This is a genomic window from Nocardia brevicatena NBRC 12119, assembly GCF_000308495.1.
GTDB lineage: Bacteria > Actinomycetota > Actinomycetes > Mycobacteriales > Mycobacteriaceae > Nocardia > Nocardia brevicatena.
In genome coordinates, this window is the sequence record NZ_BAFU01000245.1 from 1 (window position 1) to 24,169 (window position 24,169).

The following is a 24,169-nucleotide window of genomic DNA, read 5'->3' on the forward strand; positions in this document are numbered from 1 at the left end:
GTGACGGCAGAGGTATCGCCACGCCAGCCCTCCAGAGTAGCGAGCCTTTCACTCACCTGCTCGGCCGTCAGTACCTCATCTCGTGGTGCCAACTTCCTACCGCCCGTATCCCGCGCTGGCCAGGATACCCCGAAGCTGCCTGGTCTCTTCGCGCATTGAGGGAGCGGGCTCAACAGTATCGAGGTAGCCGATAGCTTCCAGAAGGGTGGTGGCGGTGCGGGTAGAGCGAATCTCATCGATCAAGGGCACCACACGTCGCAGCGTGTCGACCGCGTCCCGCCAGGCATGCGCACGGATTTGCGCGTTGAATAGTGCGGCGAGGTGATGGTATCGGGAGCGGACCTCACGGTTGGGAGTGAACTCGACAGAGGCGTAGAAGGTATCGACCGCTGCACTCCAGTCGGCGCAGTCGCTGTGGATCACGGCTTCGTGCCAGGCCAATTCCCGGTCGTCGATCCACCAGGCCCACGCCGGGTCGCTGTCATGGGTGCCGTCGAGGTAGAGGGATCGGGCTCGGCGGAAAGAACGTTTGGCTGAGGTATCGTCGCCCGCCTGCGCCAAAGCACGGGCTTCGCGGATGCGGAACAACGCTTCCAGCCGGGGCGAGAGCGTATTGGTTTCCAACACCATGTTGGCGATACGCAAGGCTTCCGCCGGGCGGCCGAGGGAACCGGCGTGCATGGACATGTTCTGCAAGGTCAGCAGCTCTATACTCCGATCGCCCGCCATCCGGGTCAGGTGCAGTGCTTCGTTGTTCACCTGGCGCACAAGTTCGTGTTTGCCTGCGTCGTAGAGCAGCCACCCCGTGACCTCACCGATCTCGCCGGCCGCCGCATACAGTTCGCGCTCGATCCTCGGATCGCAGCGCACGCTCCCCAGCTTCCGGTGCACCGATCGGAACAGTTGCAGCGCGAATTCCGACGATTGGTCACCCCCGAAGGTGGCATCGAGATCGACAAGCTGACGGATGCGGCTGCGGAGTGTGTCGACGTAATCGCTGTCGACGTCCACTGACGCCTCAGAGCTGGTGATGGAACCCATATCAACGATGGAAGGTGAGTGTTGGGCGAACTGTGTGTGACCATCTACGTCCGACCCGGGGGACATTGCGCGCCAGGCGGTTCGGAGAGGTGCGTCCAGATCCTGTAGTGCGGCTTCGAAGCGCGCCCGCTGCTCGTCGTCGAGCCTGCGGCGGGTAGTGTCCATGCACTCGGAATACTTCGCACCCAAGGTGATGTCGGCACCTCTGCGTTCCCATTTGCCGACCGCCTCGAGCGAACATCCGATTCGGTCGGCGAACTGAACCTGGGTGTCCCGCAATGCCGTACGCAGCGCGGCGACCTCGAGCCCGGTCCACTTGATGATCGTCATCTCTCGGCGTTCTCCCCTCCGCTGTAGTACCGCCAGGGTACGGGCTCAATACGGGTTCGGTGTGTCCTTCTGACGCAACAACACGGCAATGCTGAAAGCAATCATTACCGCAATCCGCAGAGGCGCACGCTCGACTTTCGCCCCGACAGAACCCGGAGCCGACCGTTATGCCCGTACCCTCAGCCGAAACCAGCGCCCGCGAGCCGGCCAGCGTGGATCCAACCCCGGCCGGTATCGCCCCGGTCGATGACCACCCGCGTCAGGAACTACCGGAACTCCCCACCAGACGCACGCACAACCAATCGATGGCGGCCACCATACGGCTCTGGCACACCCGAAACCGTGACCTGCTCGAGCGCGTCGCCGCCGGCCTCCACCACCTCGATCACCCGGCAGCCTGCAAGAGTACCGACGCCATCCGCGGGCGAGCGCACGCCATCCACTTGATGGCCGACCATGCCCAACACAGCTGCCCCCGATTCCGGCTCGCAGCACAGTACATCGAGGACCACCAGTGACTGCCGGCCTGAGGGCATGCGTCTCGGTCGCGATAGGTCCATACCGAATCGTGGAGGGGCAGGTTGCGTCCGGCAGGGTGGTGTACGAGGCCGGGGTTTTCGACCGGGCATACATGATCACCGTCGGCGAGACGGGCTTCCATCCGATCCCTACATGGGCCTCGACGGCACGTCCGGTAAGAAGTGGATGCAGCGCGGTCTCGGTTACCAGAGCTGCGCTGGAACCAGGACAGTCCAGACTTGCCCCGGCGCGAAGGGGATGGCTGTAGCGGTGGGGGTTGTATAGGTTGTGCCTGCCTGTGGGGAGGGCCGGGACCACGCGGCCGGGAACGCTTGACCGTCGCGAAGTACGAGTGCGCGACCGCTACCGGTCGTCTGGGCCACAGGCGAGACGCTGCCCGCGATATCGCTGACGGCCGAGTCGTGCACCTGCACACTCTGCAGCACGACCGTACTTGCCATGAGCTGTCCGATATCGGCCTCGGTGTAGGCGGCACCGTCCATGGACACCAGCCATCGGTGGTGGCTGGGTGACCAGTCGAAACCGATCACAGTGTCCGGATACCGCGCTTCCTGATGTTGCGTGGGCCGGCCACCGGCAGGCGTAGGGCCGAAGGGCAGTTGCGAAGCCGGCGGCCATCCGCCGCCTACGGGCAACTGATCCGAGCGGACGAACAGGTTGTGCGGAGCGGCGCGACTGTAGTCGCGGTAGTACGCCGCAGGTTGCCGATCGGCCGAGGCGTTCTGCAGCGAGGCGCGATCGACGGCGGCAACCAGCTCGGGTGCGGCACCAGAGGAGGCCAACGTCGGGTTGCCGAACTGGTCCAACAGCGTCAGATCCGTTTCCCGCGCGCTTCGGACAGGTCCGATCACCGGGGGTTTGTCGGTCGAGAACACCGCGGCCAACCGGCTCAAACCACCCTCGACCGGCTCGACGTAGACCACATCGGCGGCTGCGAGACCTATCGGTGGCCGTGCCTGCGGACTGTTGTCTATCTTCGCGACCAGCACGGGCACCCCTACCCGTGAGAATGTGTCCGGGCCGGGAGCAGCGCGCTCGGGCCGGGTGCCGCTACTGCATGCGAACACAGCGCACATTCCCAGAGTCGTCAGGAACGCGGCAATCCACACCCACCATCGCTGTTGCATAGGGGCAACCTCTGACGCAGCCGATTCTACGCCGCGCTGGACCAGGGCAGGAGTGGTCGAGCCGACCGCTGGACGCTGGAACTGCGCGCCCGGCGAGCATGGCCGCGAACTGCTGCTCCAGCCGACGGGCCCGGTCGAGAACTGGTTCTGGCGGCAGGAGCACGGCGAGCTCAACGTCCTCGCCGGCGTCCTCGGCACCCGCCGCGACCCCGATCTACGCCTCGTCGGCGAGGAACTGTTGCAGTTGAATACTGTCCGGGATACCTGCATTTCCGAATACTGCGCATTTCCGCGCCGCGGACCATGAAGCGATATCCAGCGCCGCGGCCGTACCGGCACCAGCCGCTACAGTCCATGCGAAGGCTCCGTGGAAGGTATCGCCCGCCCCGCAGGAGTCCTTGGTTTCCACCGGATGGCCGCGGTACCTGTGCCGGCCGGTCTCGTCCAGGAAAATTCCACCCTGCTGCCCCTGGGTTGCCACCAGAACGCGCGGCCTGAAGTCGTCGAACGCTTGCTCCATCGCGTGTTCCAGCGAAACCCCCGGGGTCCGTTTCCCGAAGAACTTCTGCGGCGAGACGATGTAGTCGATTCCGCGCAGGTACTCCTCGCTCGACTCCTTGTATCCGCCGGTGTCGATGACGATCGGTACGTTGCGCTCTCGGCACGAGGCGATGGCTGCCATGCTCAACACCGGGTCGGTGCAGTCGAGCAGCGCGACGTCGGCACCGTCGAACAGCGACGGCAGTTCCGTGAGGAACTCCTCGTCGGCATAGGGCTGCGGCAGCCATATCGTCGAACGGGTGCCCCGGTCCGCGGTGACGATCACCGCCGAATGCTGACTCACCTGTTTCCGTTCGAACAGTTTCGCCTCGAGCGGCTCCTTGCCCAGTTCGGTTCGCAGCACCTCGGCGTGCACGCCGGTACCGCACAGCAGGTACAGCTTCACGCCGCCGTTCCCGAGCCGTGCGGCCGCGATCGCACCCCGCCCCGCCGGACCGCCGACGACGACATCGTGCTGCCGCACCGGATTCTCGCTGTCCTCGACCGGATGGCTGTCCAGCACATAGAGGTAATCGATGGTCGCCATACCGGCGACCGCCACCGCAGGGGATGTTTTCAAGAGAACCTGCCGACTATCCATTCACTTCCCGCTTCAGCCGAGACCGGATGGTGGACATCGTCGAGTTCCGCCTCCTCCGCGATGCGCCGCGTGGTGACGATAACCGTTCTGGTGTTGCGTCGGAGCAGAGTCGCCGGCACACCCGCTGTCTCCGGGAACTTCACCATCTGGCGAATGATCCGAGCCTTGCTGGGATCGAACCCGAGCACCATCAGGCCCGCGCATTCGATGGCGGCGGCCAAGCCGATGGTGAGCACGGACCGTGACGGCTGGTTCGGGTCGATGTAGCGGCGGCCGTGTTCGGTGAGCTCCACGATCCGGCATCCGTCGCCGGCGATCTCATCGACATCGCTGTAGGTGCCGACCTCGTAACCGAGCACCTCCCCGTCGGGCGATATCGAAATACCGTGAACACCGGGGGGATACAGCCTGAGCGTCCGCTGCGTCGACTGCATGGGATCGGCGTCCGCGCCGATCTGCCCCGACAGCAGGTGCAATTGATGCGGCTCCGGCCCCAGTCCCCGCTCGGTGAGCGGCTCGATCAGGGCCTCCAGCACATGACGGGTACGCGACGAAAGGTGCCGGTTGTGGACACCGAAGGTTTCGGTGTCGGACAGTATTCGCGCGGACCCGAAGGGCCGCGGCCCGTACTCGTCCGCAACCCGCAGCATCGCCCCGAAAAGCTGTGTCGCGGCACGACCCGTCGGCAGGACCACGCTCCGGTGTGGCGCAGCCTGCGCGGATCGAAAATACGTGTGCGCAGCCGCTTCTGCCGCCATCTCTTCACTCTCGAAGGCCACGACACCGGCAGGCCAGCCGGATACAACTTGCCTCGCCACCGGTGGCCCCTGAGCCGGGCCCAGCCCCTGGCCGTCGACGGCGGGATTCTTCAGGTCGTTGACCAAATTGTCGAGCGTACTGTCCCGCTGATCCAGCCAGTCCACCCATTGAGTCGGCGAGAGGTAATAGCCCAGCCCTTCCGGTTCGACCTGTTCCAACCGCACCCAGTAGATGGGGATCCGAGCGCGATCCGCGAGCGCCACCTCACGTTTGACGTGCACACTCGCGTCGGCCGAAGCGCAGAACAACAGCACCAGCGCCGAAGCCTGCTTGATCGCTGCGGAGATCGCCTCGTCCCACTTCGACCCCGGCGGAATATCCCGCGGCGCCCACCAGGTCGAGATCCCCCGCCGCTGAAAATACCGGGCGATATGTTCGACCACCGGACGCTTACTGCTGTGGTAGCTGATGAATACCGCCATCAGACCCTCCCCTGCTGTGCGTAGAACGCCATCTCGCCGACCCACCACGACATTCGGCGAACACCTCCGCACGCACGTCGGGCCCGAACCGGATAACGCCTGATGTCAACTGGCTCCTGAGTTTATCGTCATCTCTCCCCTACTCGACGTGGGAAGCCCGCCACAGCGCATGCTCGCGGTTGATCACTTCCTCCGCATCGGATACCGCAGCACCCCAGTCGCTTTCGCCGGAGTTGCGGATGGTTTCCGCGATCAGGGCCAGCTCATTCGACGTGGTCGCATAGGCTGCGGAGACCCGATCGTCCTGCCGGGCAGAAGTCCATGCCGCGATCCCGGCGATGGATGCGGCGACCACACCGGCCAGGTCGAAATTGATGGCATTGAACGCCTTCGCCAGCGCTGCGGCTATACCCGCGATCTCCAGCATCAGAGCAATCGCGCGGAGACGTCGTCCGCGACGACGGTGTTGTTTCGATTTGGCGGCATACCAACGTTGCTGGTCCTGGATCCGGTGTTCCAGGTATGCCTGCCTGTGTTCGGCGAACATGCAACCGCGTAGTTCGCGCATACGATCGGTAATCGTGGCCACTGTGGTGGGTTCGAGCTGAACCTCCGGAAAGCTGTGCTGTAGTCGCCAAGTCCGGTCGATGAGCCGAGTATCGGCCTCTTGCTCTGTCAGCGTGTGGTCGAACGGATCGCCGCCGACCGCGTACTTCCAGGCCAGGGTCTTCGCCGATTCGGCCAACGCGCGACCTTCGTGCCATGTCCGGTTGGGGCGCGAGCTGAGCAGCCCGATATCCAAGGTCAGGATGCATACGAATGCGAGTGCTGTACCGAGCGCAGCAAGGTCGGTGGCTTGTGTCCCCACCCGAAAACTCAGCGCAGCGCATACAGCGGCGACGATTGCGAGTATCAGTCGAAGACCGTAGCTGCGCAGGTACGAGCGCTGTCCCCCTACTGCCGCTTCATCGGCGGCTTGGAACAGACCGGGCAGGTCTTCATTCCGGAGCATCGCATCGACCGAATTCGACGGCGATCATGATGTCACCGTAGCAGGGTGGCCGGAACACAGCTTGTGATTCGAGATTGCCGAAACCCATTGCCGAATGGATCATTTCAGGCCCGGCGCGCCCCTGCCGGCCACACGATATCCACTGGGATGCCGCGATCGCGAGCGGAATTCACCGTATCGGCTGTACTACCGGGCCCACCCACACCGCCATCCCACACCGCGAGAAGCCGTTCGATGTCGCCGAGAACGGCGTCATTGGCCGCCCGGTAGGCGTCCGCCGCAGGCTCCTCATACGACATCACCCGCACCGTCTCCGCCTGGGCGAGCAGCTCGTCGAAGACATCGAGCGCCTCGGCCGGGACACTACGATCGCGGTATTTGCGGGCCGGAAGAACCACCTCGAGCCGGCCCCCCGCTGCCAGGACGGCCGCAGCGAATATCGTGTCCGCACCAGGCGCGAGACAACTGACCCCCACAAGGCCGGTGCCGTACCTCCGTAACCGGGTCGAGAGCTCGCGCCTGATGAGATCGACCGTGTCTGCCGTGAGGTGGATATGCCCGGTCACGCCGAGTCGAGTCATGATCGGCTCGGGTCCATCTGCGGCAAGATCTTCGTCCCGAGGCGAGTGCGAATCTCCTGGCTTTGCGCATCGTCCGCAGCCACCAGCGGCGGCCGGACCACTACCGGAAAGCCCGGGACCCGCTCGGCAAGGGCGGCTTTCACGAACGCCGTGTCCGTGAGACCGGATCGGCGGCGCAGAGCACGGCATTCGTCGAACACCTTCTGCCACCGGATTGCCTCGTCGTGGTCGCCGGCACGGAGGGCTTGTGCGATCCGGACCGGCAACTCGGGCACCGGGCTACCGCCTCCCGAGACGATCCCGAGTGCGCCGTGCTCGGCGATGTGCGCGGCAGCACCATCGGATCCGATGAACACCGAGACTCCGGTATCGGCATAGTTCCGGGTGACTCCGCGATCGGTCCCCGAGTCCTTGACCCCGGCAAGCATCGGATATTCCGCCGCGAGGCTGCCGATGAGCGCGGGCGGAATCAGCGCTTGGGTATGGCGAGGGAAGTTGTACACCAGTAGCGGCAGCTTCGTCCGGCCGAGCAGGAGGCCGAAGTATTCGCGGAGACCGGCTTCGGGCGGTTCGGCAAAGTAATAGGGAGGGATGGCCGCCACCGCGCCGGCATGGTCGTGCGCGTGGTCGAGCAATTCGATCGCATCGCCGATAGCAGAAGCGCCGATATGGGCGACGACCTGACCGGACCAGTGGGACCGGGTGAATTCGAGAACTGCTTTCCGCTCGGCAACCGTGAGCGCGGGAAACTCCCCCGTGGTGCCGTTGACCAGTACCGTCCGCACTCCAGACTCGTGCAGAAATCCCAGATAGTCGCCGAGTACCCCCGTGTCGACGCGATGATCACGCGTGAAGGGCGTGACGGTGGCGAGTATCGGGTTCAGCCCGACAGCTCCAGCCCACCGTGGAACACGCTCCCCTTCCGTTCCAACGGCCATCGGCGACACTCCTCCACATCGACAGTGCGGTCGACCAGCCGCGCGAACTCGTCCCGGATCCGCACCACCTGCGGGCTGTCCCAGGCGAGCTGCCGTCCGAGTACCCGCCGCAGCGAGGTCAGGATCCGGTTGGCCGGGCCGGCCATCGCGGTCAACGCTACCTCTGCCCGTTCGTATGCCGCGTCCGCAGCCGCTGAGTCCCCGGTGGCAGCGTGGAGGTCGCCGATGGCGATCTGTGTATTCGCGAGGCCGAGCCGGTCATCGATCTGCCGGTACAGGCCGTCGGCTTGGTCGATCCGGTCGCGTGCCGTCTCGAGTTCGCCGTCGTGGAGGTGCGTTTTCGCGATACCCAACAGGGCATTCGCCCGGCCCTGCAGATCACCGATTCGCGTGGCGATCGACAGGGCCTGGTCGTAGTCGACGCGCGCTCCGGCCGGATCCGCCATGGCCAGCCTGGTTTCACCGAGGCTGTGTGCTGTGTCGACCATTCCGACCGTCCCGTCGGGAATCGCCCGGAACATATCCTGCGCCTGCTCGTAATGCTAGAGAGCCGCCACGAAGTCGCCGGTCATACATTCCACATCGCCAACGCATTCGTAGGCATCCGCGAGACCGAGTTGGTCGTCGAAGGTCCGATACAGACCCAGTGCGGTTGTGTAGTTCTCCTGAGCGGCGGGATAACGCCCGAGCAGTCGCTGCACATCACCGAGCCGCAGCCGGCATACGGCTTCCCGATCCGTCCAACCCAGCTCTGTCCAGGTCGTCAGTGCCGTCTCGTAACACGCGGCGGCCTCCTGCAAACGCGCCCCCGCACGCAGGACATGCCCGCTCTCTTCCTGAAGATTGCCCGCCGTCTCACTGTTCACCGGCACCCGTGCCAATGCCTTCTGCAGATGGTCGACCCCCTCACCGATTCGACCTGTGGCGCGGAATGCGAGTGCAGCGGCCACCGTGAGTTCGACGGCAGCTCCTGTGGTCGCCGGATCGCCGAGACCGCGATCCACCAACGCACCTACATTCGCCAGCATGTCCTGAAGCGAATCCCATTCGGCCCCCGCATCGAGCCGGTACGCCGACCCGGTGAGGTGCCGAAGCTTATCGATATGGACAGCGATCGCCGTGCGCACGAGCGGGCTCAGTGCTTCCGTGCCGGCACGAACTCACGGATCGGCACCAGCATTCTCAACTGCGTTCCCATCCGTTCCACCAAGGATTTCCGAACCACTTCGGCCGTAGCGGTAAGCGAACGGTCACCCAGTATGACGTCGATCAAGTCACTCGAGGCTCCGGCCGGCAGCATCGACAGCACGCGCAACAGCCGCTGCGCCGCGTCACCGACCGCGTCCACGGAGACTGCCACCGAGACGTAGATACTCGCGTCGCGACCCGCCCCCTCGAAGCTCGGAAGTGTGGACAGCATCTCCCGCGACCGCTCCCAGGACCGCAGAAACGCACTGGCCGGTATCTCGACCAGCCAGGCTGCAGAAATCACCAGAGCCCACGGCGGAGATCTCCGGAGCCGTCACCGACACCGTCTCGGGCAGCACACCCTGCTCGGCATCGCGGAGGGCGGCTTCGCCGACATCGAGACAGGCGAGGGTTCCGGTGGTGGTGACCAGGTACAGCTTGTCGTCGTGGTACTGCATGCAAGAGGCTGAGCCGCAGCCGGTGGCCCATTTCCACGCACCGCATCGCGACATGTCCCAGCAGTACACCGAGGAGCAGTCGTCCCCGGCGAAGACTCGGCCGTCGGGGGAGGTGGCGCAGGACTGTACCGGCGCATCGCACAGGTAGCCGATCCCCGCCCATTCGTTCTTGCCGACCACCTCGACACAGTTGTCATCGGTGCCGGCGTAGAACGCGTCCCAGTCCTGGCAGGCGGACAGGACCGCGCCATCGGTGTCCTCGTGACACACGCGGTATCCGGCTTCCAAGTCATATCCGGTGACACCGGCGGAATGCCCGTGGTAGACGGCGTGCGAGTCGATCTGGATCACCCCGCCCTCGTCGCCGGGAGTACTCCACAGCAATTCCCCGTTCCAATCGATCGCGGTGATGCCACCTTTCCGGTCGGTGACACAGAGCCGGCCTTCATGGATGTCGAGCGAGCAGATGTCGATTTCGGCCGGTATTTCGTAGGCGACTCTCGGCACCGTGCCGGACAGGTCGTAGACGTGGTTGTCGGCGCACGCGGCGTAGATCCAGAAGCCATCGGCCACAATGTGTTCGACCGCGCTCGGTAGTCGGAATCGGCCGGTGACCACGCCCTCCGGCGTCAAGGTGAACACGTCACCGCTCTCGGTGCCCACCCAGCAGCCCCGTTCGTCCACGACGACACCGGAAGCGGCGGCGCCGGAACGAAAACTCCACAGCACCGGCGCGGACTTCACATTCTCGGACTGTTCGAAACCGATGTTGTTCCCGATTGCCATAGTTCGCCTCGTCGCTTTGTCGGATCAGGACGCGACAAGTTAGCAAGGGGCACCGACATTCGGAGAAAGAGCCTGCCGGTCCTGGGAATCCGGCGCCGGCGCTCCCTCCGGATCGTACGAGACGTTCCTCGAACACCGTCGTGCAGCGCTCGGTATCACCGGCCGGGGTCGGTCCTCGAAGCCACATGAGCAGGGTGGCCAATCTGTTTCAGAAGCCGGTCACCTGGCCGGCTGCCCGTCAGAGGCCGGGATGTGCAGCCGGCAAGACCCGGTGACGTGCTTCGTCCGGGCTCCGAAGTCCGATGCGGCGCTTGGCTGCGATCGGTCCGGACTGCTCGGCGCTGGTGGCGCCCGGAGTCTGGCCGGTGTCGATCAGTTCTTGTTTGCGCCGGACATAGATCGTCTGGTCGCTGATGCCCAGGTCCGCGGCTACCTGCGCGACCGGGCGGCCGGCAGCGACCAGGTCCAGGATCTTGCGACGGAACTCTTCGGGGTAACGCCTTGGCACGAACAAGTCTCCTTCGATGACTTCGTGACCAAGAGTCAAGCAAACCGACTCCGTAGAACCGGGGGCACATCACGTCGGTAATCGCCATCGCGGGAGCGATGGTAGTCGGTTCGGGCGCTCGGTGACCGAATCGCAGCCTCAGATGTGTTCGTGGCCAGAGTTGCGTTCGTGGTCGATTTCGTAGTCGCGTTCGCGGTCGCGCTGATAGTCGGTTTTGGCGCCCACGTTCCACGAGATCGGGTGTGCGCCGGGGCCGCAGTCCTCGCTGAACTGGATCGTCGATTCTGGGCGCATCCGTACCTCCTGGACCAGCGGGCGGAGGTTGCTGCACGTTACTATTACTCCGACGGTTGCCGGGCCCACATCAGTATTCGTGCATTCGATATCGAGCCGGCTGTCGACCGGAACCGATGAGCAGAACGCGTCACCGGGCGGCAGCGCCCGAGCAGGCCCCGCGCCGACGGTCGTCGATACCGCCACGGCCGCGAGACCGGATATCACCGCGCCCACGATCGATAGCCGCCGGGCACTTCTCTCGAGGATGAACACCGAGTTCCTCTCTTTCGCTGCACTGCAGCACAATTCCCGAAATCTTATGCATATCAGAGCCGAATTCTCAGCGGAAGCAATTCCCGACGGTAGTCATTGTCTGCTGTCGGCACGCGGACGAGCGTTGTAGCCGACCGAGCTTCGCAGGCTCGAGCAGGGATACAGTGATGCGCCACCTGTGGAGCTGCTCGTGCCCACATTGCCTGCCTTCGCCGCCGGGAATCCGGCCCACTTTCCATGACGAAGCCGCGCCAGGGGACCACGGCGTCATCATTGCGCGGACGTCAGAAGCCTTGTTTCGCTCTGCCGCTCTGCCGCTCCGCCCCGAGTCATCCGGGGGCCCAGAGCCCCACTGCTGGGCCAACTTTGCCGGCACAGGACATCTGATACCGTGACTCCTCGGCAGATCGGCCTCCCGTGCCCACCGGCTAGGTCAGCGCTCGAACCCACGGGGCTCGAACCCACGGGCGTCCGGAATCGCGATCGCCCGGCCGGGATCGGGAAGACCACCACCACGTCCCCTGCCCAGGCCACCCAGCTGCCTGTCATGGGGCTCAGGCAGCATTCGACAGATCAGTAGCGCTCAGCAACCCAGCCGGTGCCGGATGTAATCCGGATGGGCCGCACCGACCTCGATGCGGTTCTCGTCGAGTCCGTTGACGATCCGTAGACGGTCGCCGGCGAAGGCGAACTCCACCGCCACTGTTCCCGCTGCCAGGTCACGGCCTGCCGGCCGCCACTCGAGCAGCGCGACCTCTCGCAGTTCCTGGCCGACGAACGGTTCGAGGCGTTCATCGCTGTGCGACCACTCGGGCGTGAGCTCGAACCACTCCCACCCGATGATGGTCACAGCGGTGTCGATCGTATCCCAGCCGATCGAGAGTTCGTCGAGTTTCCCGTGGCAGATCTCCACCTGGACGCCGTCGAAGCCCAGCACCACCGGGCAGTCGGCGAACCATTCTCCGTCCTCGACGAAGCGCACCAGAGCGAACCCCGTCAACCGCCTACCCACGAGCATCACCAGACGTGATCCGTGCGCCTGTCGAACCGCCTCGACTCCGACCAAGAAGGACGGATCGAAACCAGAGATACCCATGTCCACAGCAACCGAGTCTCCCGGCCTGCGAACCAACCGGCCGGCGCATACTCGAAACAACCGAACCTCGGCGGCAAAGGACGAGCTAGCCCACGTCGAGTACTGCCTTACCGGCGACCTTGCGGGTGAGTAGCGCTTCGGCGGCGTCGCCGGCGCGTTCCCAGCCGCTGCGCCAACCCACCTGAGGGTCGAGCCGACCTGCGGCTACGAGCGAAGCCAGGTAGGCCAGGTCCGGGCCGAAACCGGGACCGACCGTGAACGCCTCGATACGAGCGCCCGGATTGGTCAGTCGGGCCTGCTCGAAATCGATCGTGGAAGGTTCCAGCGATGCTTTGCCGACGCTGACGGCGAGGCCGTCCGGGGCAAGCAGCGTGAACGCGTCGGCCAACAGTTGTCCGCCCACATTGTCGATCACCGCGGACACAGGCTCCCGCACCTCGGCCAGGCCACCGGAGACCACCTCGGCCGCACCCAGCTCCACCAGCCCGATGCCGCGCTCCGGCCGACCGACAACGGCAACCACATGTGCGCCTGCCTGCGCGGCGAGCTGGACGGCGAACCGGCCGACCCCACCGGATGCCCCGGTGATCAGTACACGCTGTCCGAGGATCGAACCCAGTCGACGCAATGCGCGCAACGCGGTCACTCCGGCCACAGGCAGCGCTGCCGCCGCACCGAGGTCGAGGCCCTCCGGCAACACGGCAAGCTCACCGGTATCGACAGCCCGCAACTCGGCCCACCCGCCATTCCAGCCGAAGGTCACCACCCGTGTCCCGGCCGCTGGACCGCTCCCATCCGCCGCTGCGGCCATGACGACCCCAGAGGCGTCCCAGCCGGCCACCCCGCCGGGCGCGTAGTTCTTGCTCAGATACGTAACCTCACCGAAGTTGAGTGAAGTCGCCGCGACCTGCACCAACGCCTGCCCAGGACCAGGTACTGGATCCGGCGCTTCGCCCAACCGGAGACCATGCCTGGCGGTCGGGTCGTAAACCAAAGCTCTCATGATCCCGATAACCCGGGGCATGGAGCCTGAATTCCGCCCGCCGAAGCCCACATTCCCGGAGAGCGCCCGCCGGCGCACCGGTGAGTTCCCTGAGCTGGAACGAAATCCAAGGCGCCGAACTTGTCGGCCTCTTTGCCGCCACTGTGAAACACGTCCTGATGAGTACAGCTAGACCAGGACGTTGTTCGCCCGCCCGATCCGGGCTGCGACGGTAGCGAGCGCGACCACCGCGGCGGCAGCGACCGCGACACTTCCCACCACCGCCGATTCCGGCGCGTCGGCGAGACGGGCGACCCCGATCCACACCAGTCCCCAGATCATGGCGAGAGCGAACGCGGCCCGCCCGCCGCTGATGAACGCCAATCCCGCCCCGACAACGGCAGCGATCACCAGCACCACCACCGCCCACGGCTCCGCGCCGAGACCGAGGTCGTCGACGCCCCCGGCTTTCAGCGCCGCGGCGATATTCGCCACCGTCGCGACGAAGACCCACCCGAAATAAAGCCCCATCACGCCGTCGAGCAGCACGGCTTCGACCCAGTCCGCGGGACGCGAGCGCAGGCAGCGGGCGAAGATCACCGCCAGCGTCGCGAGCAGTGCGAGGATCACCACGGCACTGACGTAGACCCAGCCGAGTTGCACTGTGGCGATCCACAGCGCGTTCAGCAGCAGCGACAGGGCGATCGGCCACCACACGTCCCGTACCCGCGGGTTCCCGCGTTGCGCCGGGAGAAGCTGCCAGACCGCGAGCGCGAGGAAACCGATGTACAGCAGCGACCAGATGGCGAAGGCCGGCCCGCCGGGCGCGACGAAGGTGGCGTCGGCCGCGAGCGCCCCGTCGGCGGCCTCGGCGATCGGTGTACCGCCCAGCGCGCCCGAACCGATCACGGCGGCGATCGCCGCTATCACGGCAGCCACCGCGAGCAGTACCTGCCTGGAGATATCGGAGGACCGGTCGGTCATGTAGCGCGTATGCCCGCTCGCGGGGTATTCAACCACCCGCTCGGTCGATGGCCCGTTCGGAATCCGGAACCGTCTCCGCCTCCGAGCCGCCTCCGTGGGGCGAGTCGACGTCCTTACCGGTGAATCGCTCGATCCGGGCCGGCACGACCGGTCCGTCACCTCTTTACTTCCTCCTGGGATGCCGCGACCTGGGCGCCGACCTGAGCCGGCCCAGCAGATCGCGGTCGGGACCCTGCGGTCGAGTATCGCCTGGCAGGGAGATTGGGCCGGGTCGGCGAAGCAGCCGAAGCGCTACTCGGGCGCTGATGGCGGTGCCGGCGCACCATCAGCTCGTCGGTGTGCTCGACCAGCACATCGACGCCGTTCGCAACGTCGCCTGGTCGCCGGACGGCCGATTGATCGCGACAGCCTCACGAGACGGCACCGCACGCCTGTGGTCGGCGGATTCACTCACGACAGTGCGCTCGAACGCTCGAGGGGCATCGGACATGGTCACGAGGGTGGCCTGCTCACCCGATTCGGCGAAGGTGGCGACGGTGGCCCGCGACCGTACTCTCATGACCATGTTCCGGGGAAGCGTGCACATCTACGGCACAATGGACGACGCGGTCCGACTCGTCTCGATCTACGCAAAGCGAATGGCGCTCGAAGTCGGGGACGAGCCCACGTGCTTCTCCATAAAAGAAGACTGGTTCGATTCTTTCAAGCTCGTGGAGCAGTGGCTGCAATACAACGAGGAACTCACTTCGGATGATCTGCCCGAGCAACGGAAGGTTCTGGAGATCAGCTGCATATCCGAGGTGCCGAAAGAGTCGGAGCCGGATCGATTCATCGAGAATACTATCGATGCGGTGTTGGCCGAATTCTATCGTGGCGGCGGGAATCCAGAAATGGGCGATCCGGCCTCCATTCCCTGGGGCAGTTCTTCGGAGGAGCTCGACGAGGAAGAGACCGAGCGTTTCCTGAAGCGATTTCCCGCCGCGGCCGATCCGGCACCCCACACGTCCAGCTGAGCGGGCCGACCGCAATGGAACTGTGCGTGGTCACCGGATGGCTCGCACCTGGTCATCGGCGGGCACCGGCAGGCGGCGCTCCGGCACAACCTCCGCGCCGACTGCCCTGTGATCCGTCCGGGACCTCGACGACGCCCATGAGGCACCCGTCGACGCCCATCTCGAGCGCGCCCGTTGGGTGCCCGCGTGGAGTGGCGGTCAGCGGGTGAACGCCTTCCGGAGGGCTGTCGCCGCCTCGGCTCGCGCTTTCGCGCTCTCGTCGAAGGTGTGCCGGACGAATTCGTGGATCATGCCGGGGTAGCGGCTGACGGTGACCGTGACGCCGGCCGCTTCCAGCCGCCGGCCGTACTGTTCGCCCTCGTCCCGCAGGGCGTCGTACTGAGCGGTGATGATGAGTGTCGGTGGGAGCCCCGCCAAGTCGGGGGCGAGCAGGGGTGAGACTCGGGGATCGAGCTTCTCCTCTTCGGTGGTCAGGTAGTTGTCCATGAACCAGTGCTGGGTGGCCCTGCTGATATTGCCGTACTTACCCGCGTACTCGCGGATGGAGTAATTCGTTCTCCGGAAATCGAGGTCGGGATAGATCAGCAGTTGGAAGACCAGGGCAGGCCCGCCGTGATCCCGTGCCGTCCGCGCGACAACCGCCGCCAGGTTGCCTCCGGCACTGTCGCCACCGACAGCGATCCGAGCGGGATCCCCGCCGATGCCGGCCGCGTTATCGGCAACCCACCGCGTCGCGGCGAAGCAGGCATCGGGTGCTGCCGGAAACTTGTGTTCCGGTGCCCTCGGGTAGTCGACGGAAACCACGATCGACTCGGCCCCGTTCGCGATACTTCGGCACAGACCATCGTGGGTGTCCAGATCGCCGAGCATGAACCCGCCACCGTGGAAGAACACCAACAGCGGGAAGGGGCCCTCACCCGCCGGAGTGTAGATCCGGATTCGAATATCCCCCTCCGCCCGCGGGATCGTGCGGTCTTCGACGTCGGCAATGGCTTCGGGTTCGCCCAGGAGAGCGACCCCCCTGCGCACCCCTTCGCGTGCCTGCTCGACGGGGAACGTGTGCAGCTCACCGAAATCGAATTGGGCGAGTCGATCCAAATACGCCTCGACCTGCGGATGCAACGAGATCCGGTCTTCTGTTTCTTCGGTCATGCGCCTATCGTGCAACTTGAAGCGCAGTTCAAGTCAAGGAGTGATCGGGCATGACGTCATTGGATATCGCCGAAGTCGCCGAGCAGGCCGGGCTGACCCCGTCCGCGTTGCGGTTCTACGAGAAACGGGGCCTCATAGAACCCAACGGTCGCAACGGTTTACGCCGTACCTATCACCCGGATGTGCTCGCACGACTGGCTCTGGTGACCTGCGCCCGCTCGGCCGGATTCACCATCGCGCAGATCGCCGGGTTCCTGACGGCCACCCCCCAGGACGCCGAACTCCGCACCCACCTGGTCGACAGAGCCAAGCAACTGGACGAGGACATCGCCCGCCTGACCAGAATGCGGGACGGCCTGCGCCACACCGCGACCTGCACCCATAAACCGCTGGTCGACTGCCCCGAATTCCAACGCATTCTCGCCGGTCCGGAAGCCGAGACAGCGCACACCTCCGCATAGCCGAACTTTCGCGAACGATCCGGCGGTGGTGCCTCACCGGCCTTCCACCGAAGGCGCACCGACGCCGGGTTACTCGGAGGTCGTCTCATGCGCGGCAGCTCCCGTGGTACCCAGCCGCAACGACACCACATCGAGAACGAGCTCGCCGCACTGCCAGGACCGGCCATACGATCTCTGCTAGCTTCGTAGCCGTGGTCGATTCAGGGGGACATCCGAACCCAACCGGTGACATTGTCGTTGTGCCCGAAGAGGTCCGGGCCGTCGGACAGTTCATCGCCGATATCGCCCGGAATCTGCGATCGGGTCTGGATTCGGCGAGCGCGGACGTCGACGCCCTACTCGCCGACGGATGGCGCGGAGACGCCTCCGACGAATTCGGCGGCGGCTGGACCGAACTCCGCAACGGAGGCATCAAGATCCTGCAGGCACTCGACGGGATGGCCGCCCAACTCGGGCTCCAGGCCGGCAGCTACGAAACCACCGACGACGCCACCTCTCAGCAATTCCCGAGCCTGAATCTGTGAACAATCCCGAATTCACCGTCAACCTCGAACGGCTCGACGATATCGTGACCCGCCTGGCCGGCCTGGCCGGATATCTCACCGAGCAACTCGACCTCATCGACGACAAGGTCGCCGGCCTCGACGGCGCCTGGGAAACCCTGGCCGCGAACGCCTACCGCGACGCCCATCGACTGTGGTCGACCGGCGCACGCGAATTCGCCACCGGTCTGGCCGATATCAGCGACGCCGCCCGCACAGCGCACAACCGCTACACCACGGCGGCCGAGGTCAACAGAAAGATGCTGCAGGGTGGGTGATCCCGCGACCTGGGTCATCGACTCGGGCATGTACTTCGCCGCCGCCGACAAATGTCACCTGCCGGCCGGAGATATCTGCCTGGCGTTGGGGCCGCTGCACAGCACCCTGGTACACGAATGCGGTGGCATGGCCGGCGACCACGAGAAATCCGCGGCCTGGACCACCGTCTACGACCGCCACGCCGCCGATATCGTCACCCTCGCCGCGACCCTGGCCAATGCCCTGCAACGGTTCGGCGACGTGCTGACCGCCAACGGATACAACTGGTGGCATTCCAACCGCGCCAAAGCCAGCGGACCCGAACCCGACCGGCCCACCGCCTCCGAACCGCTCTACGACTCCGGGATGGCACTGCCCACCACCGCCAAAGGCGACAACGGCCCAGGTCTCGACGAGGGCGCGATCACCGGACTACTCGAACGGGTCGGCAGAATCCCCAACGGCGACGTCACCAAACTCGGCAAAGCCGAAGACGCCTGGCAGGCCTTTGCAGAACACGCCACCATCACCGGGGCGGCAGACCGGATCAAAGGCATCAACGCCGTGTTCACCGGCAGCGGCGACCCCAACATCACCGAAATCGAAACCAAGCTCACCACATTGACCCAGGCCGCCGAAATACTGGCCCAGGCAGCCAAAGCCCTGACCACCCCGGTAGCCGAGCACCGCGATGCGCTCCAGGAGATGCGCGACAAGGTCCAAGCCGATATCGCTGCCGCGGAGAATGAACTCATCGCCGCCATTGTCATCACCGCCGGCATCGTCGCGATCACCGCCGCCCTCAGCGCCGGACTCGCCGCCCCCGCAGTAGCCGGCGGCGGCGCCGCGGTCACCGTCGAAATCGTCGCCGGCGCGGCCACCATCATCAAGAACACCATCACCGTCAGCCGGCTACTGGTGATCTTCGGCTCGGTGGTCGCAGCCGGAACCGCCTCCGGTGCTTTCACCGCGATCCCCGACCTCACCACCAACGGCATCAACACCGCCTTGGCCTCCATCGCCGCACTGAGCGTCCGCATAGCCACCGACGGGGAAGAAGGACCGAACGGTGGTCCAGATCAGTCCCGAGCCGGCGGTGATCCCGCAGAATTGGGTCGAGCCGTGGGCGAAGCTGCCGCGCAGATTCCGAAGGGGTCCGGCCAGGGACAGCATATTGCTACTGAAGTTACCAAACTCGGACTCGGCCAACAGGAAGCCGCAACAGCCGCTGAGGCGGCAGCAGAACGAGCGTTCGGAGAAACCGCAGGGGTAGCAAGCCTACCCAACGGAAATCTTGTCGTTCTTCCCACGCAGCCGCAGGTAATGGCGTGGATCGAAGTGACCCCTGACGGTGAAGTAGTCTTCAAACGTGGAACTATTGGTGGTCCCGGTTCCGATCTCGACGTAACCACCACGGGTCCGCGCTGATCTCTGCCTCGGGAAGGAATCCATGACATCGGACAATCTAGGTGTAACCGAATTTCAACTTTACCTGTTGAAGACGATGCAGCCTATCCAATCCCTCCTTGATCCTGCCCTGGCCGCTCTGAATTGTGGTAAGGATCAGATGCTCGCCGACGCGGAGGCCGTATCGAAGTCGATCATGCCGGGCAAAGGAGGTTCGGCGCACGCTCTCAAAACGATACTGAATGACGCTCTCATAGAGCATTCCCACGGGACGGAATCCGATGTTTTTCTGTACCGCCTCCCCCTATGGAAAGAACTCACATTCAGGCTGGAGCTGGATGACCTACCCTTCATGAAGAGAGTGGAGTTCGTTCGCTATACAGACTTCAAAGAGGAGATAGCGCCCTGGAAACTTCTCGAGCTCGATGTAAAAGAAATGTTCGATGAAGTTCGCGAGGTCGACTCCTGGGGCACATACAATAGCTACACCGCTCGAGACCCCAGGATGGGCGACCAGATTTTTTTGAGGTTCTCCTGGGGGCTTCTTCAGGAAGTAACAAGGTAGCTATTCACTCGAGGTGAGGGCCTGCTCGCCAGTAGAACTCGTGGTGTACGGGTAGAAGGGCACGGATGGCAGCAGTCCTCACAGCCGATCACCTGTGACCCGTTCCGCGGTCGGCTAGCATCCGAAGGGGTGCCCGACCGGCGAACGAATGGGGTCAGCGGGCGAGGTATCCGCCCGACCCGCCGAGTCGGCCGACAAGGGAGGAGCATGTGGGGGTCCTACTGCCGACCCTGCAGGCCGATCGCCTGCGCGAAGGACTGACCGACTACCTCACCACCACCTTCGCGCTCACCGACCCGGACACCCAGGCCGCGCTGACCGATTTCGTCGGCCATCCTCGGGAGGGCATGTTCAAGGGCCCCTACGTCCGGTTACGCCTCCCCTTCGCCCCGGCCCGCGGCAACTGGGGCATGCACTTGGATTGGCTGCCGGACGGGTTCGCGCCCTACGGGCATCAGGCCAAGGCGTTCGAGCGGCTGTCGACCAAGTTCCGGCAGCGCCCCCAGCCCACCCTCGTCACCACCGGCACCGGCTCCGGTAAGACCGAGTCGATCCTCATCCCGATCCTCGACCACGTCGTCCGCGCCAAGAAGCAGGGTGTGGCGGGAATGAAGGCGCTGATCATCTACCCGATGAACGCCCTGGCCAACGATCAGGAACAGCGGCCGGCGAAGCTGATCAGCACCCATGCGGAGCTAGCGGGTGTCACCGCCGGCCCCTACACCGGTGAACAGGGCTCTGGTGGGCGGACGCTGGTATCGGCCGAGGGGCTGATCACCGACCGCCGGCTGATGCACGATTCGCCGCCGGACATCCTGCTCACCAACTACAAGATGCTGGACCATCTGCTGCTGCGTCCCGATCGGGCGGCGATGTGGCGGCAGTCGGCGGAATCACTGCAGTATGTGGTGCTCGACGAGTTCCACACCTACGACGGCGCGCAGGGCACCGATGTCGCCATGCTGTTGCGCCGACTCGGGCCGGCCGTGAAGTCGTACTGGTCGGAGTCGTCGCCGGTCACCGACGAGGACCGGGCCCGGCCGTTGGGCCGGATCACGCCGGTCGCCACCTCCGCGACGCTCGGCGGTCAGGGCGAACCCACCGCCATGCTCGAGTTCGTGCACACCGTGTTCGGTGAGGTGTTCCCCGGGGACGCGCTCGTCGGGGAGACCCGGCTCGGCCTCGACGAATGGCCGGCCGACCGAGACCCGAGCCTCGACCGGCGCTACGAACCGATCGCGCCTTCCGCGGAGCAGGCGGTCAAGGAGCTCGACAAGTTCAGCCAAGGCGCCCCCACCAATGCGAATCTCACCGCATCTGTCCCGGCACCGGTTGCCGGATGTGAGTACCGCACTCAGTGCCCACCTGGACGCCCACCACCAGGCCGGTGCCGACGCCGCCGCGGCTGCCGATATCGCCCTCGCCATCGCCGGCCGGGTCGGGGCCCACGACCTCGAGGCGCTCACGAACGCCACCGGCACCCGTCTCGGCTCGCTCTCCCCCACCGGAATCAGGGCATGCCGGTGATTCCGATACCGAGTCGGCCGACATGAAACATAGTGATACGCAACGCCGATATGCGCCTGAATCGATGTCCGTGGAGGGCATCCCATCACCTACCCGGCCGGCACTGCCTCGGCCTGCTCATCGAGGAGAACAGGCCGTGGTCGCCGCGCAGGAAACCAGTCTCCAGGAGATTCTCGAAGGCACCAGCCAGTATCTGGTGCCGCTCTATCAACGGCCCTACCAGTGGGGGATCGGACAACTTCAAGGAACTGTGGCGTGATATCACCCAACTGGCCGAGGACCGGACCGCCGATATCGAGACCACCCATTTCATCGGCTCGGTCGTCCTGGCACCGGTACTCGCCGGAGCTGTCCGGATCGCTGGGCGGCCCGGCGGGGATTGCGGGTGAGCACGCGTCTTGTCAGCGCCGAAGGTTCTCGATCATCTCTGCCAGTTCCACGACGCGCCGATCGGATTCTACGGATCAGGGAAGATCAACTCGACCGACAATAGAGCTGAGCAGTGGCATCTGCGTATCGCAGCTGATCGGGGAACGGTCATCGAGGTCCACGTCCGTCTTGCTCGGGGCGGGATCGATGTTGATCACCATCTCCGCATCGCGGTATTTCAGCCACACACTGCACTTTCCGCCCTTCTCATTGGTGACAGAGGCCTGTCGCCCGGCGATCTCCACATAGCGCACGTGCGTGGGCGACTCATGGTCTGGAACGGTTCGATCCTTCATAGAGATGGACAGGAAGTCTCGCCAATGATCACTCCAAGCGCAACCGTTACTGACGTCATTGTCCGATCGCTCCGGCTGCACAGCTTCCTCGCCGGTTCTGCTGTTGTCCAGCTGCACCACCTGGTCCGGGTCCGCAAGCGTACACAGGTCGATGGCACGCCAATTCTGCGTATCACCGGATTCGGTTCCCCCGGACTCGCCGCACCCCGTTACGAACGTCGCAACGAGCGCTGTCATCAGTAAGGCGTAATACGGTCGACGGCTATTCATAATGCTCATACCAACCAGCTCCGGGGCGGATAGTCCTCGTCGTCGTCATCATATGGTGGCCGGCTCGCGGGGTGGGTATCGACTTCGGGCGCGCGGCCGGGCAGTAACGCATTCGGCGGGGCAAGCCGTGCGGTCGCGAACGCGAACGGTATTCCCTCGCGGATCAAGGTGATGATCTCCGGCGGCTGGCGGCGATGTCCCTCTACGATATCCCGCCAGGTGCACTCACCCCGGGCGACAGCCGCCGCTGCATCCACCAGGTCGTGCGAAGCACGCGCTCCACGAGCCAACTGGTTCAAACGGCCCTCATCGAATCCGGCGAACGGCTCTATCGGCTCGCGGGCAAGACGCTCGAGGTGCGCTGCTCTGGTACCTACATTTGCCAAAGAGTTCTGGAAGCGCCGGACGGCGGCTTCTGCCCCCGGCGGAATATCGCCCCTGTCGATTCTCATCAGGCCTCCCAAGCCGCAGCACCGGTAGGTGCGGTGTAGTTCTCGTCCGGAGCATCGGTGATTGCCGTGACATCGGAAGCCTCGGCGACATCGACAGCGAGATCCAGGCGTTCTTTGTTCTGATCGATCTTCTCTTTTATCGTGTCTATCCGTTGCTGGATTTCGTTTGCCGCAGCGTCTTTCGGGTTCTGCAGGGCTTCGAGAACAGCGTTCGCATCTTCCAGCAGTCGCTGGATATCCTCGATCATGGCCATGGCTTCTTCATATATTCCAGATGTCCGTGCCGAGGTCGTACCATTTACCGATATCTCGAATCAGACTGAACCAGCCTATTCCGGGAGCCAGCTTTGTCACCGCTGTCTCCAGCAGGGTCCGCAGTCCCCGGTCGATGATGACTTCCTGGAATTTTGTATTGAGATAGGTCAACAGGGAAGTCGCGGCGGCCTGCGCTTGCTCCGAAGTCGCTACCAGAACAGCTTCGGCGATGCGGCCTATGGGCCCTTCCCAGTCCATAGCCTTTGCCAAGCGGTCACCATAGTCGTGATAGCCGTCGGCAGCTTCGCCTTGCCAGCTACGGCCCAGTTGCCCGTTTCCGGCGGTGAACGTGGCGGCTACGGCCTCCGAGGCGGTCCCGGCCTTGCTGAAACATTCACCGGCCCGCTCCAATTCTGCCCAGTTCCCGAGCAGCGGCCCGACGACCTGCTCGAGCGGGCTCCATCCATCCTTGTTACCACTATGCGTGACGTTATCGTGGAGCCACTTGGTACCCTGCTGGATATACGTATCGAGGTCGGTGAGAATCCCTTCGCTCGCGCTGATTATCGCACGTACATCGGTTTCCTTATGAGCCGGTAGCGAGGTATCCGGTACATCTGCCGCAGGGAATTCCGTGGCATTCGCCATGGGGTCGACGTTATAGCCGGTGTGGCCACCGTAGTTCTCGATACCAGAGTGCGCATCCGCAAGCTGGTCGGCAGTCGTGCGATCCGTCGAACTGTAGCGCCAGGCAGCGCGTTTCAGCTCGAATGCAATATGGTCCAGACCACCGGAACGGCTCGTCAGTCGTGACGCCATCTTGGTGGCGAACATGGAAACCACCTCGTCGATACGGGCAACTTCGATCAACCCCGGGACATTGATTCCCCCGCTGGTTTTGTAGGATTCCGTGTACGGGAAATTCGACGGGGAATTCGCCACGGTTTTTGCTTCACGCTCGACCTGCGCCAGTGTGCTAGCCAAATTACCCATGCCGAACAGGTCTTCGACCGAAACCTGAAACGTCATATCCTAGAAAC

Annotated in this window: 28 protein-coding genes and 1 pseudogene; 9 read left to right on the forward strand and 20 right to left on the reverse strand. The window is 64.6% G+C overall.

Features of this window, described 5'->3' with window-relative positions; all coding sequences use genetic code 11:
- Positions 1 to 96: 96 nt before the first annotated feature.
- Positions 97 to 1,371: an NsdA family TPR-like regulatory protein gene (locus ON20_RS33720; protein WP_083865500.1), complete on the reverse strand. Its 1,275-nt coding sequence runs from the start codon at positions 1,369 to 1,371 to the stop codon at positions 97 to 99.
- A gap of 167 nt (positions 1,372 to 1,538) precedes the next feature.
- Here ON20_RS33720 and ON20_RS30400 point away from each other — a divergent pair, with 167 nt between their 5' ends.
- On the forward strand, positions 1,539 to 1,889 hold the full coding sequence (locus ON20_RS30400; protein ID WP_040841470.1) for a hypothetical protein: 351 nt from the start codon (positions 1,539 to 1,541) through the stop codon (positions 1,887 to 1,889).
- A gap of 204 nt (positions 1,890 to 2,093) precedes the next feature.
- Here ON20_RS30400 and ON20_RS30405 read toward each other — a convergent pair whose 3' ends face one another.
- From ON20_RS30405 to ON20_RS30475, 15 genes are all read right to left on the reverse strand, one after another.
- Positions 2,094 to 3,038 carry a DUF3048 domain-containing protein gene (locus ON20_RS30405; protein ID WP_040841472.1) on the reverse strand — a complete coding sequence of 315 codons (945 nt, stop codon included), beginning with the start codon at positions 3,036 to 3,038 and terminating at the stop codon, positions 2,094 to 2,096.
- Positions 3,039 to 3,252: 214 nt separating this feature from the next.
- The gene (locus ON20_RS30410) at positions 3,253 to 4,158 is read right to left on the reverse strand and encodes a PfkB family carbohydrate kinase (protein WP_157229134.1); all 906 of its coding nucleotides are present in this window, start codon (positions 4,156 to 4,158) and stop codon (positions 3,253 to 3,255) included.
- On the reverse strand, positions 4,155 to 5,420 hold the full coding sequence (locus tag ON20_RS30415) for a TIR domain-containing protein (protein ID WP_040841475.1): 1,266 nt from the start codon (positions 5,418 to 5,420) through the stop codon (positions 4,155 to 4,157). The genes ON20_RS30410 and ON20_RS30415 overlap by 4 nt, the downstream gene beginning before the upstream one ends.
- A gap of 139 nt (positions 5,421 to 5,559) precedes the next feature.
- Positions 5,560 to 6,432 carry a DUF4231 domain-containing protein gene (locus ON20_RS30420; protein WP_040841476.1) on the reverse strand — a complete coding sequence of 291 codons (873 nt, stop codon included), beginning with the start codon at positions 6,430 to 6,432 and terminating at the stop codon, positions 5,560 to 5,562.
- A 104-nt stretch (positions 6,433 to 6,536) separates the two neighbouring features.
- A complete protein-coding gene (locus ON20_RS30425; RefSeq protein ID WP_040841477.1) occupies positions 6,537 to 7,013 on the reverse strand; it encodes a hypothetical protein in 477 nt (158 codons plus the stop codon).
- Positions 7,010 to 7,951: a dihydrodipicolinate synthase family protein gene (locus tag ON20_RS30430; RefSeq protein ID WP_083865505.1), complete on the reverse strand. Its 942-nt coding sequence runs from the start codon at positions 7,949 to 7,951 to the stop codon at positions 7,010 to 7,012. Before ON20_RS30430 ends, ON20_RS30425 begins: the two co-directional genes overlap by 4 nt.
- Positions 7,894 to 8,439 carry a tetratricopeptide repeat protein gene (locus ON20_RS30435; RefSeq protein WP_218002706.1) on the reverse strand — a complete coding sequence of 182 codons (546 nt, stop codon included), beginning with the start codon at positions 8,437 to 8,439 and terminating at the stop codon, positions 7,894 to 7,896. Before ON20_RS30435 ends, ON20_RS30430 begins: the two co-directional genes overlap by 58 nt.
- A 54-nt stretch (positions 8,440 to 8,493) precedes the next feature.
- Positions 8,494 to 8,979, reverse strand: a complete 486-nt coding sequence (locus ON20_RS30440; protein ID WP_218002707.1) for a tetratricopeptide repeat protein — start codon at positions 8,977 to 8,979, stop codon at positions 8,494 to 8,496.
- A 107-nt stretch (positions 8,980 to 9,086) separates the two neighbouring features.
- Positions 9,087 to 9,311, reverse strand: coding sequence for a hypothetical protein (locus ON20_RS30445; RefSeq protein WP_157229135.1), 225 nt, complete (start codon positions 9,309 to 9,311; stop codon positions 9,087 to 9,089).
- Positions 9,283 to 10,383, reverse strand: coding sequence for a PQQ-binding-like beta-propeller repeat protein (locus ON20_RS30450; RefSeq protein ID WP_051163654.1), 1,101 nt, complete (start codon positions 10,381 to 10,383; stop codon positions 9,283 to 9,285). The genes ON20_RS30445 and ON20_RS30450 overlap by 29 nt, the downstream gene beginning before the upstream one ends.
- 238 nt (positions 10,384 to 10,621) lie before the next feature.
- Entirely contained in the window at positions 10,622 to 10,891 is a 270-nt protein-coding gene (locus ON20_RS37090) for a transposase (protein WP_157229136.1), read from the reverse strand.
- A 138-nt stretch (positions 10,892 to 11,029) separates the two neighbouring features.
- Positions 11,030 to 11,440 carry a hypothetical protein gene (locus ON20_RS30460; protein WP_157229137.1) on the reverse strand — a complete coding sequence of 137 codons (411 nt, stop codon included), beginning with the start codon at positions 11,438 to 11,440 and terminating at the stop codon, positions 11,030 to 11,032.
- Between the two features lie 583 nt (positions 11,441 to 12,023).
- Positions 12,024 to 12,536: a hypothetical protein gene (locus ON20_RS30465; RefSeq protein WP_040841486.1), complete on the reverse strand. Its 513-nt coding sequence runs from the start codon at positions 12,534 to 12,536 to the stop codon at positions 12,024 to 12,026.
- A gap of 85 nt (positions 12,537 to 12,621) precedes the next feature.
- Positions 12,622 to 13,560, reverse strand: a complete 939-nt coding sequence (locus tag ON20_RS30470) for a zinc-binding dehydrogenase (RefSeq protein WP_438803457.1) — start codon at positions 13,558 to 13,560, stop codon at positions 12,622 to 12,624.
- Positions 13,561 to 13,707: 147 nt separating this feature from the next.
- Complete coding sequence (locus ON20_RS30475) at positions 13,708 to 14,502, reverse strand: TspO-related membrane protein (RefSeq protein WP_040841568.1); 795 nt, start codon at positions 14,500 to 14,502, stop codon at positions 13,708 to 13,710.
- 305 nt (positions 14,503 to 14,807) lie between these two features.
- Between ON20_RS30475 and ON20_RS30480 the strand changes: the two genes are divergently transcribed.
- On the forward strand, positions 14,808 to 15,515 hold the full coding sequence (locus tag ON20_RS30480; protein WP_040841487.1) for a WD40 repeat domain-containing protein: 708 nt from the start codon (positions 14,808 to 14,810) through the stop codon (positions 15,513 to 15,515).
- A gap of 198 nt (positions 15,516 to 15,713) precedes the next feature.
- Here the strand turns inward: ON20_RS30480 and lipP1 are convergent, their stop codons facing one another.
- Positions 15,714 to 16,667: a LipP1 family hormone-sensitive lipase gene (gene lipP1 / locus ON20_RS30485; RefSeq protein WP_083865508.1), complete on the reverse strand. Its 954-nt coding sequence runs from the start codon at positions 16,665 to 16,667 to the stop codon at positions 15,714 to 15,716.
- 50 nt (positions 16,668 to 16,717) lie between these two features.
- On the opposite strand from lipP1, the gene ON20_RS30490 reads away from it, so the two are divergent.
- The 7 genes and pseudogenes from ON20_RS30490 to ON20_RS38305 all read left to right on the forward strand — a co-directional run bounded on the left by ON20_RS30490 (position 16,718) and on the right by ON20_RS38305 (position 21,686).
- Positions 16,718 to 17,128 (forward strand): MerR family transcriptional regulator, encoded by a 411-nt coding sequence (locus ON20_RS30490; RefSeq protein WP_040841489.1) that lies wholly within the window; start codon positions 16,718 to 16,720, stop codon positions 17,126 to 17,128.
- Positions 17,129 to 17,319: 191 nt separating this feature from the next.
- Entirely contained in the window at positions 17,320 to 17,652 is a 333-nt protein-coding gene (locus ON20_RS37095) for a WXG100 family type VII secretion target (RefSeq protein ID WP_281032939.1), read from the forward strand.
- On the forward strand, positions 17,649 to 17,948 hold the full coding sequence (locus ON20_RS30500; RefSeq protein ID WP_040841491.1) for a WXG100 family type VII secretion target: 300 nt from the start codon (positions 17,649 to 17,651) through the stop codon (positions 17,946 to 17,948). Before ON20_RS37095 ends, ON20_RS30500 begins: the two co-directional genes overlap by 4 nt.
- A complete protein-coding gene (locus ON20_RS30505; protein WP_040841492.1) occupies positions 17,941 to 19,356 on the forward strand; it encodes a hypothetical protein in 1,416 nt (471 codons plus the stop codon). Before ON20_RS30500 ends, ON20_RS30505 begins: the two co-directional genes overlap by 8 nt.
- 139 nt (positions 19,357 to 19,495) lie before the next feature.
- Positions 19,496 to 19,900, forward strand: coding sequence for a hypothetical protein (locus tag ON20_RS30510; protein ID WP_218002708.1), 405 nt, complete (start codon positions 19,496 to 19,498; stop codon positions 19,898 to 19,900).
- Positions 19,901 to 20,109: 209 nt separating this feature from the next.
- Positions 20,110 to 21,106, forward strand: a pseudogene (locus ON20_RS30515) (DEAD/DEAH box helicase); the annotation flags it as partial.
- Between the two features lie 457 nt (positions 21,107 to 21,563).
- A complete protein-coding gene (locus tag ON20_RS38305; protein ID WP_218002709.1) occupies positions 21,564 to 21,686 on the forward strand; it encodes a DUF262 domain-containing protein in 123 nt (40 codons plus the stop codon).
- 205 nt (positions 21,687 to 21,891) lie between these two features.
- Here ON20_RS38305 and ON20_RS37100 read toward each other — a convergent pair whose 3' ends face one another.
- The 3 genes from ON20_RS37100 to ON20_RS33725 form a co-directional block, all read right to left on the reverse strand.
- A complete protein-coding gene (locus ON20_RS37100; RefSeq protein ID WP_218002710.1) occupies positions 21,892 to 22,389 on the reverse strand; it encodes a hypothetical protein in 498 nt (165 codons plus the stop codon).
- 484 nt (positions 22,390 to 22,873) lie between these two features.
- On the reverse strand, positions 22,874 to 23,128 hold the full coding sequence (locus ON20_RS30540; protein WP_040841504.1) for a hypothetical protein: 255 nt from the start codon (positions 23,126 to 23,128) through the stop codon (positions 22,874 to 22,876).
- Between the two features lie 7 nt (positions 23,129 to 23,135).
- The gene (locus ON20_RS33725) at positions 23,136 to 24,158 is read right to left on the reverse strand and encodes a hypothetical protein (protein ID WP_051163656.1); all 1,023 of its coding nucleotides are present in this window, start codon (positions 24,156 to 24,158) and stop codon (positions 23,136 to 23,138) included.
- Between the last annotated feature and the right edge of the window lie 11 nt (positions 24,159 to 24,169).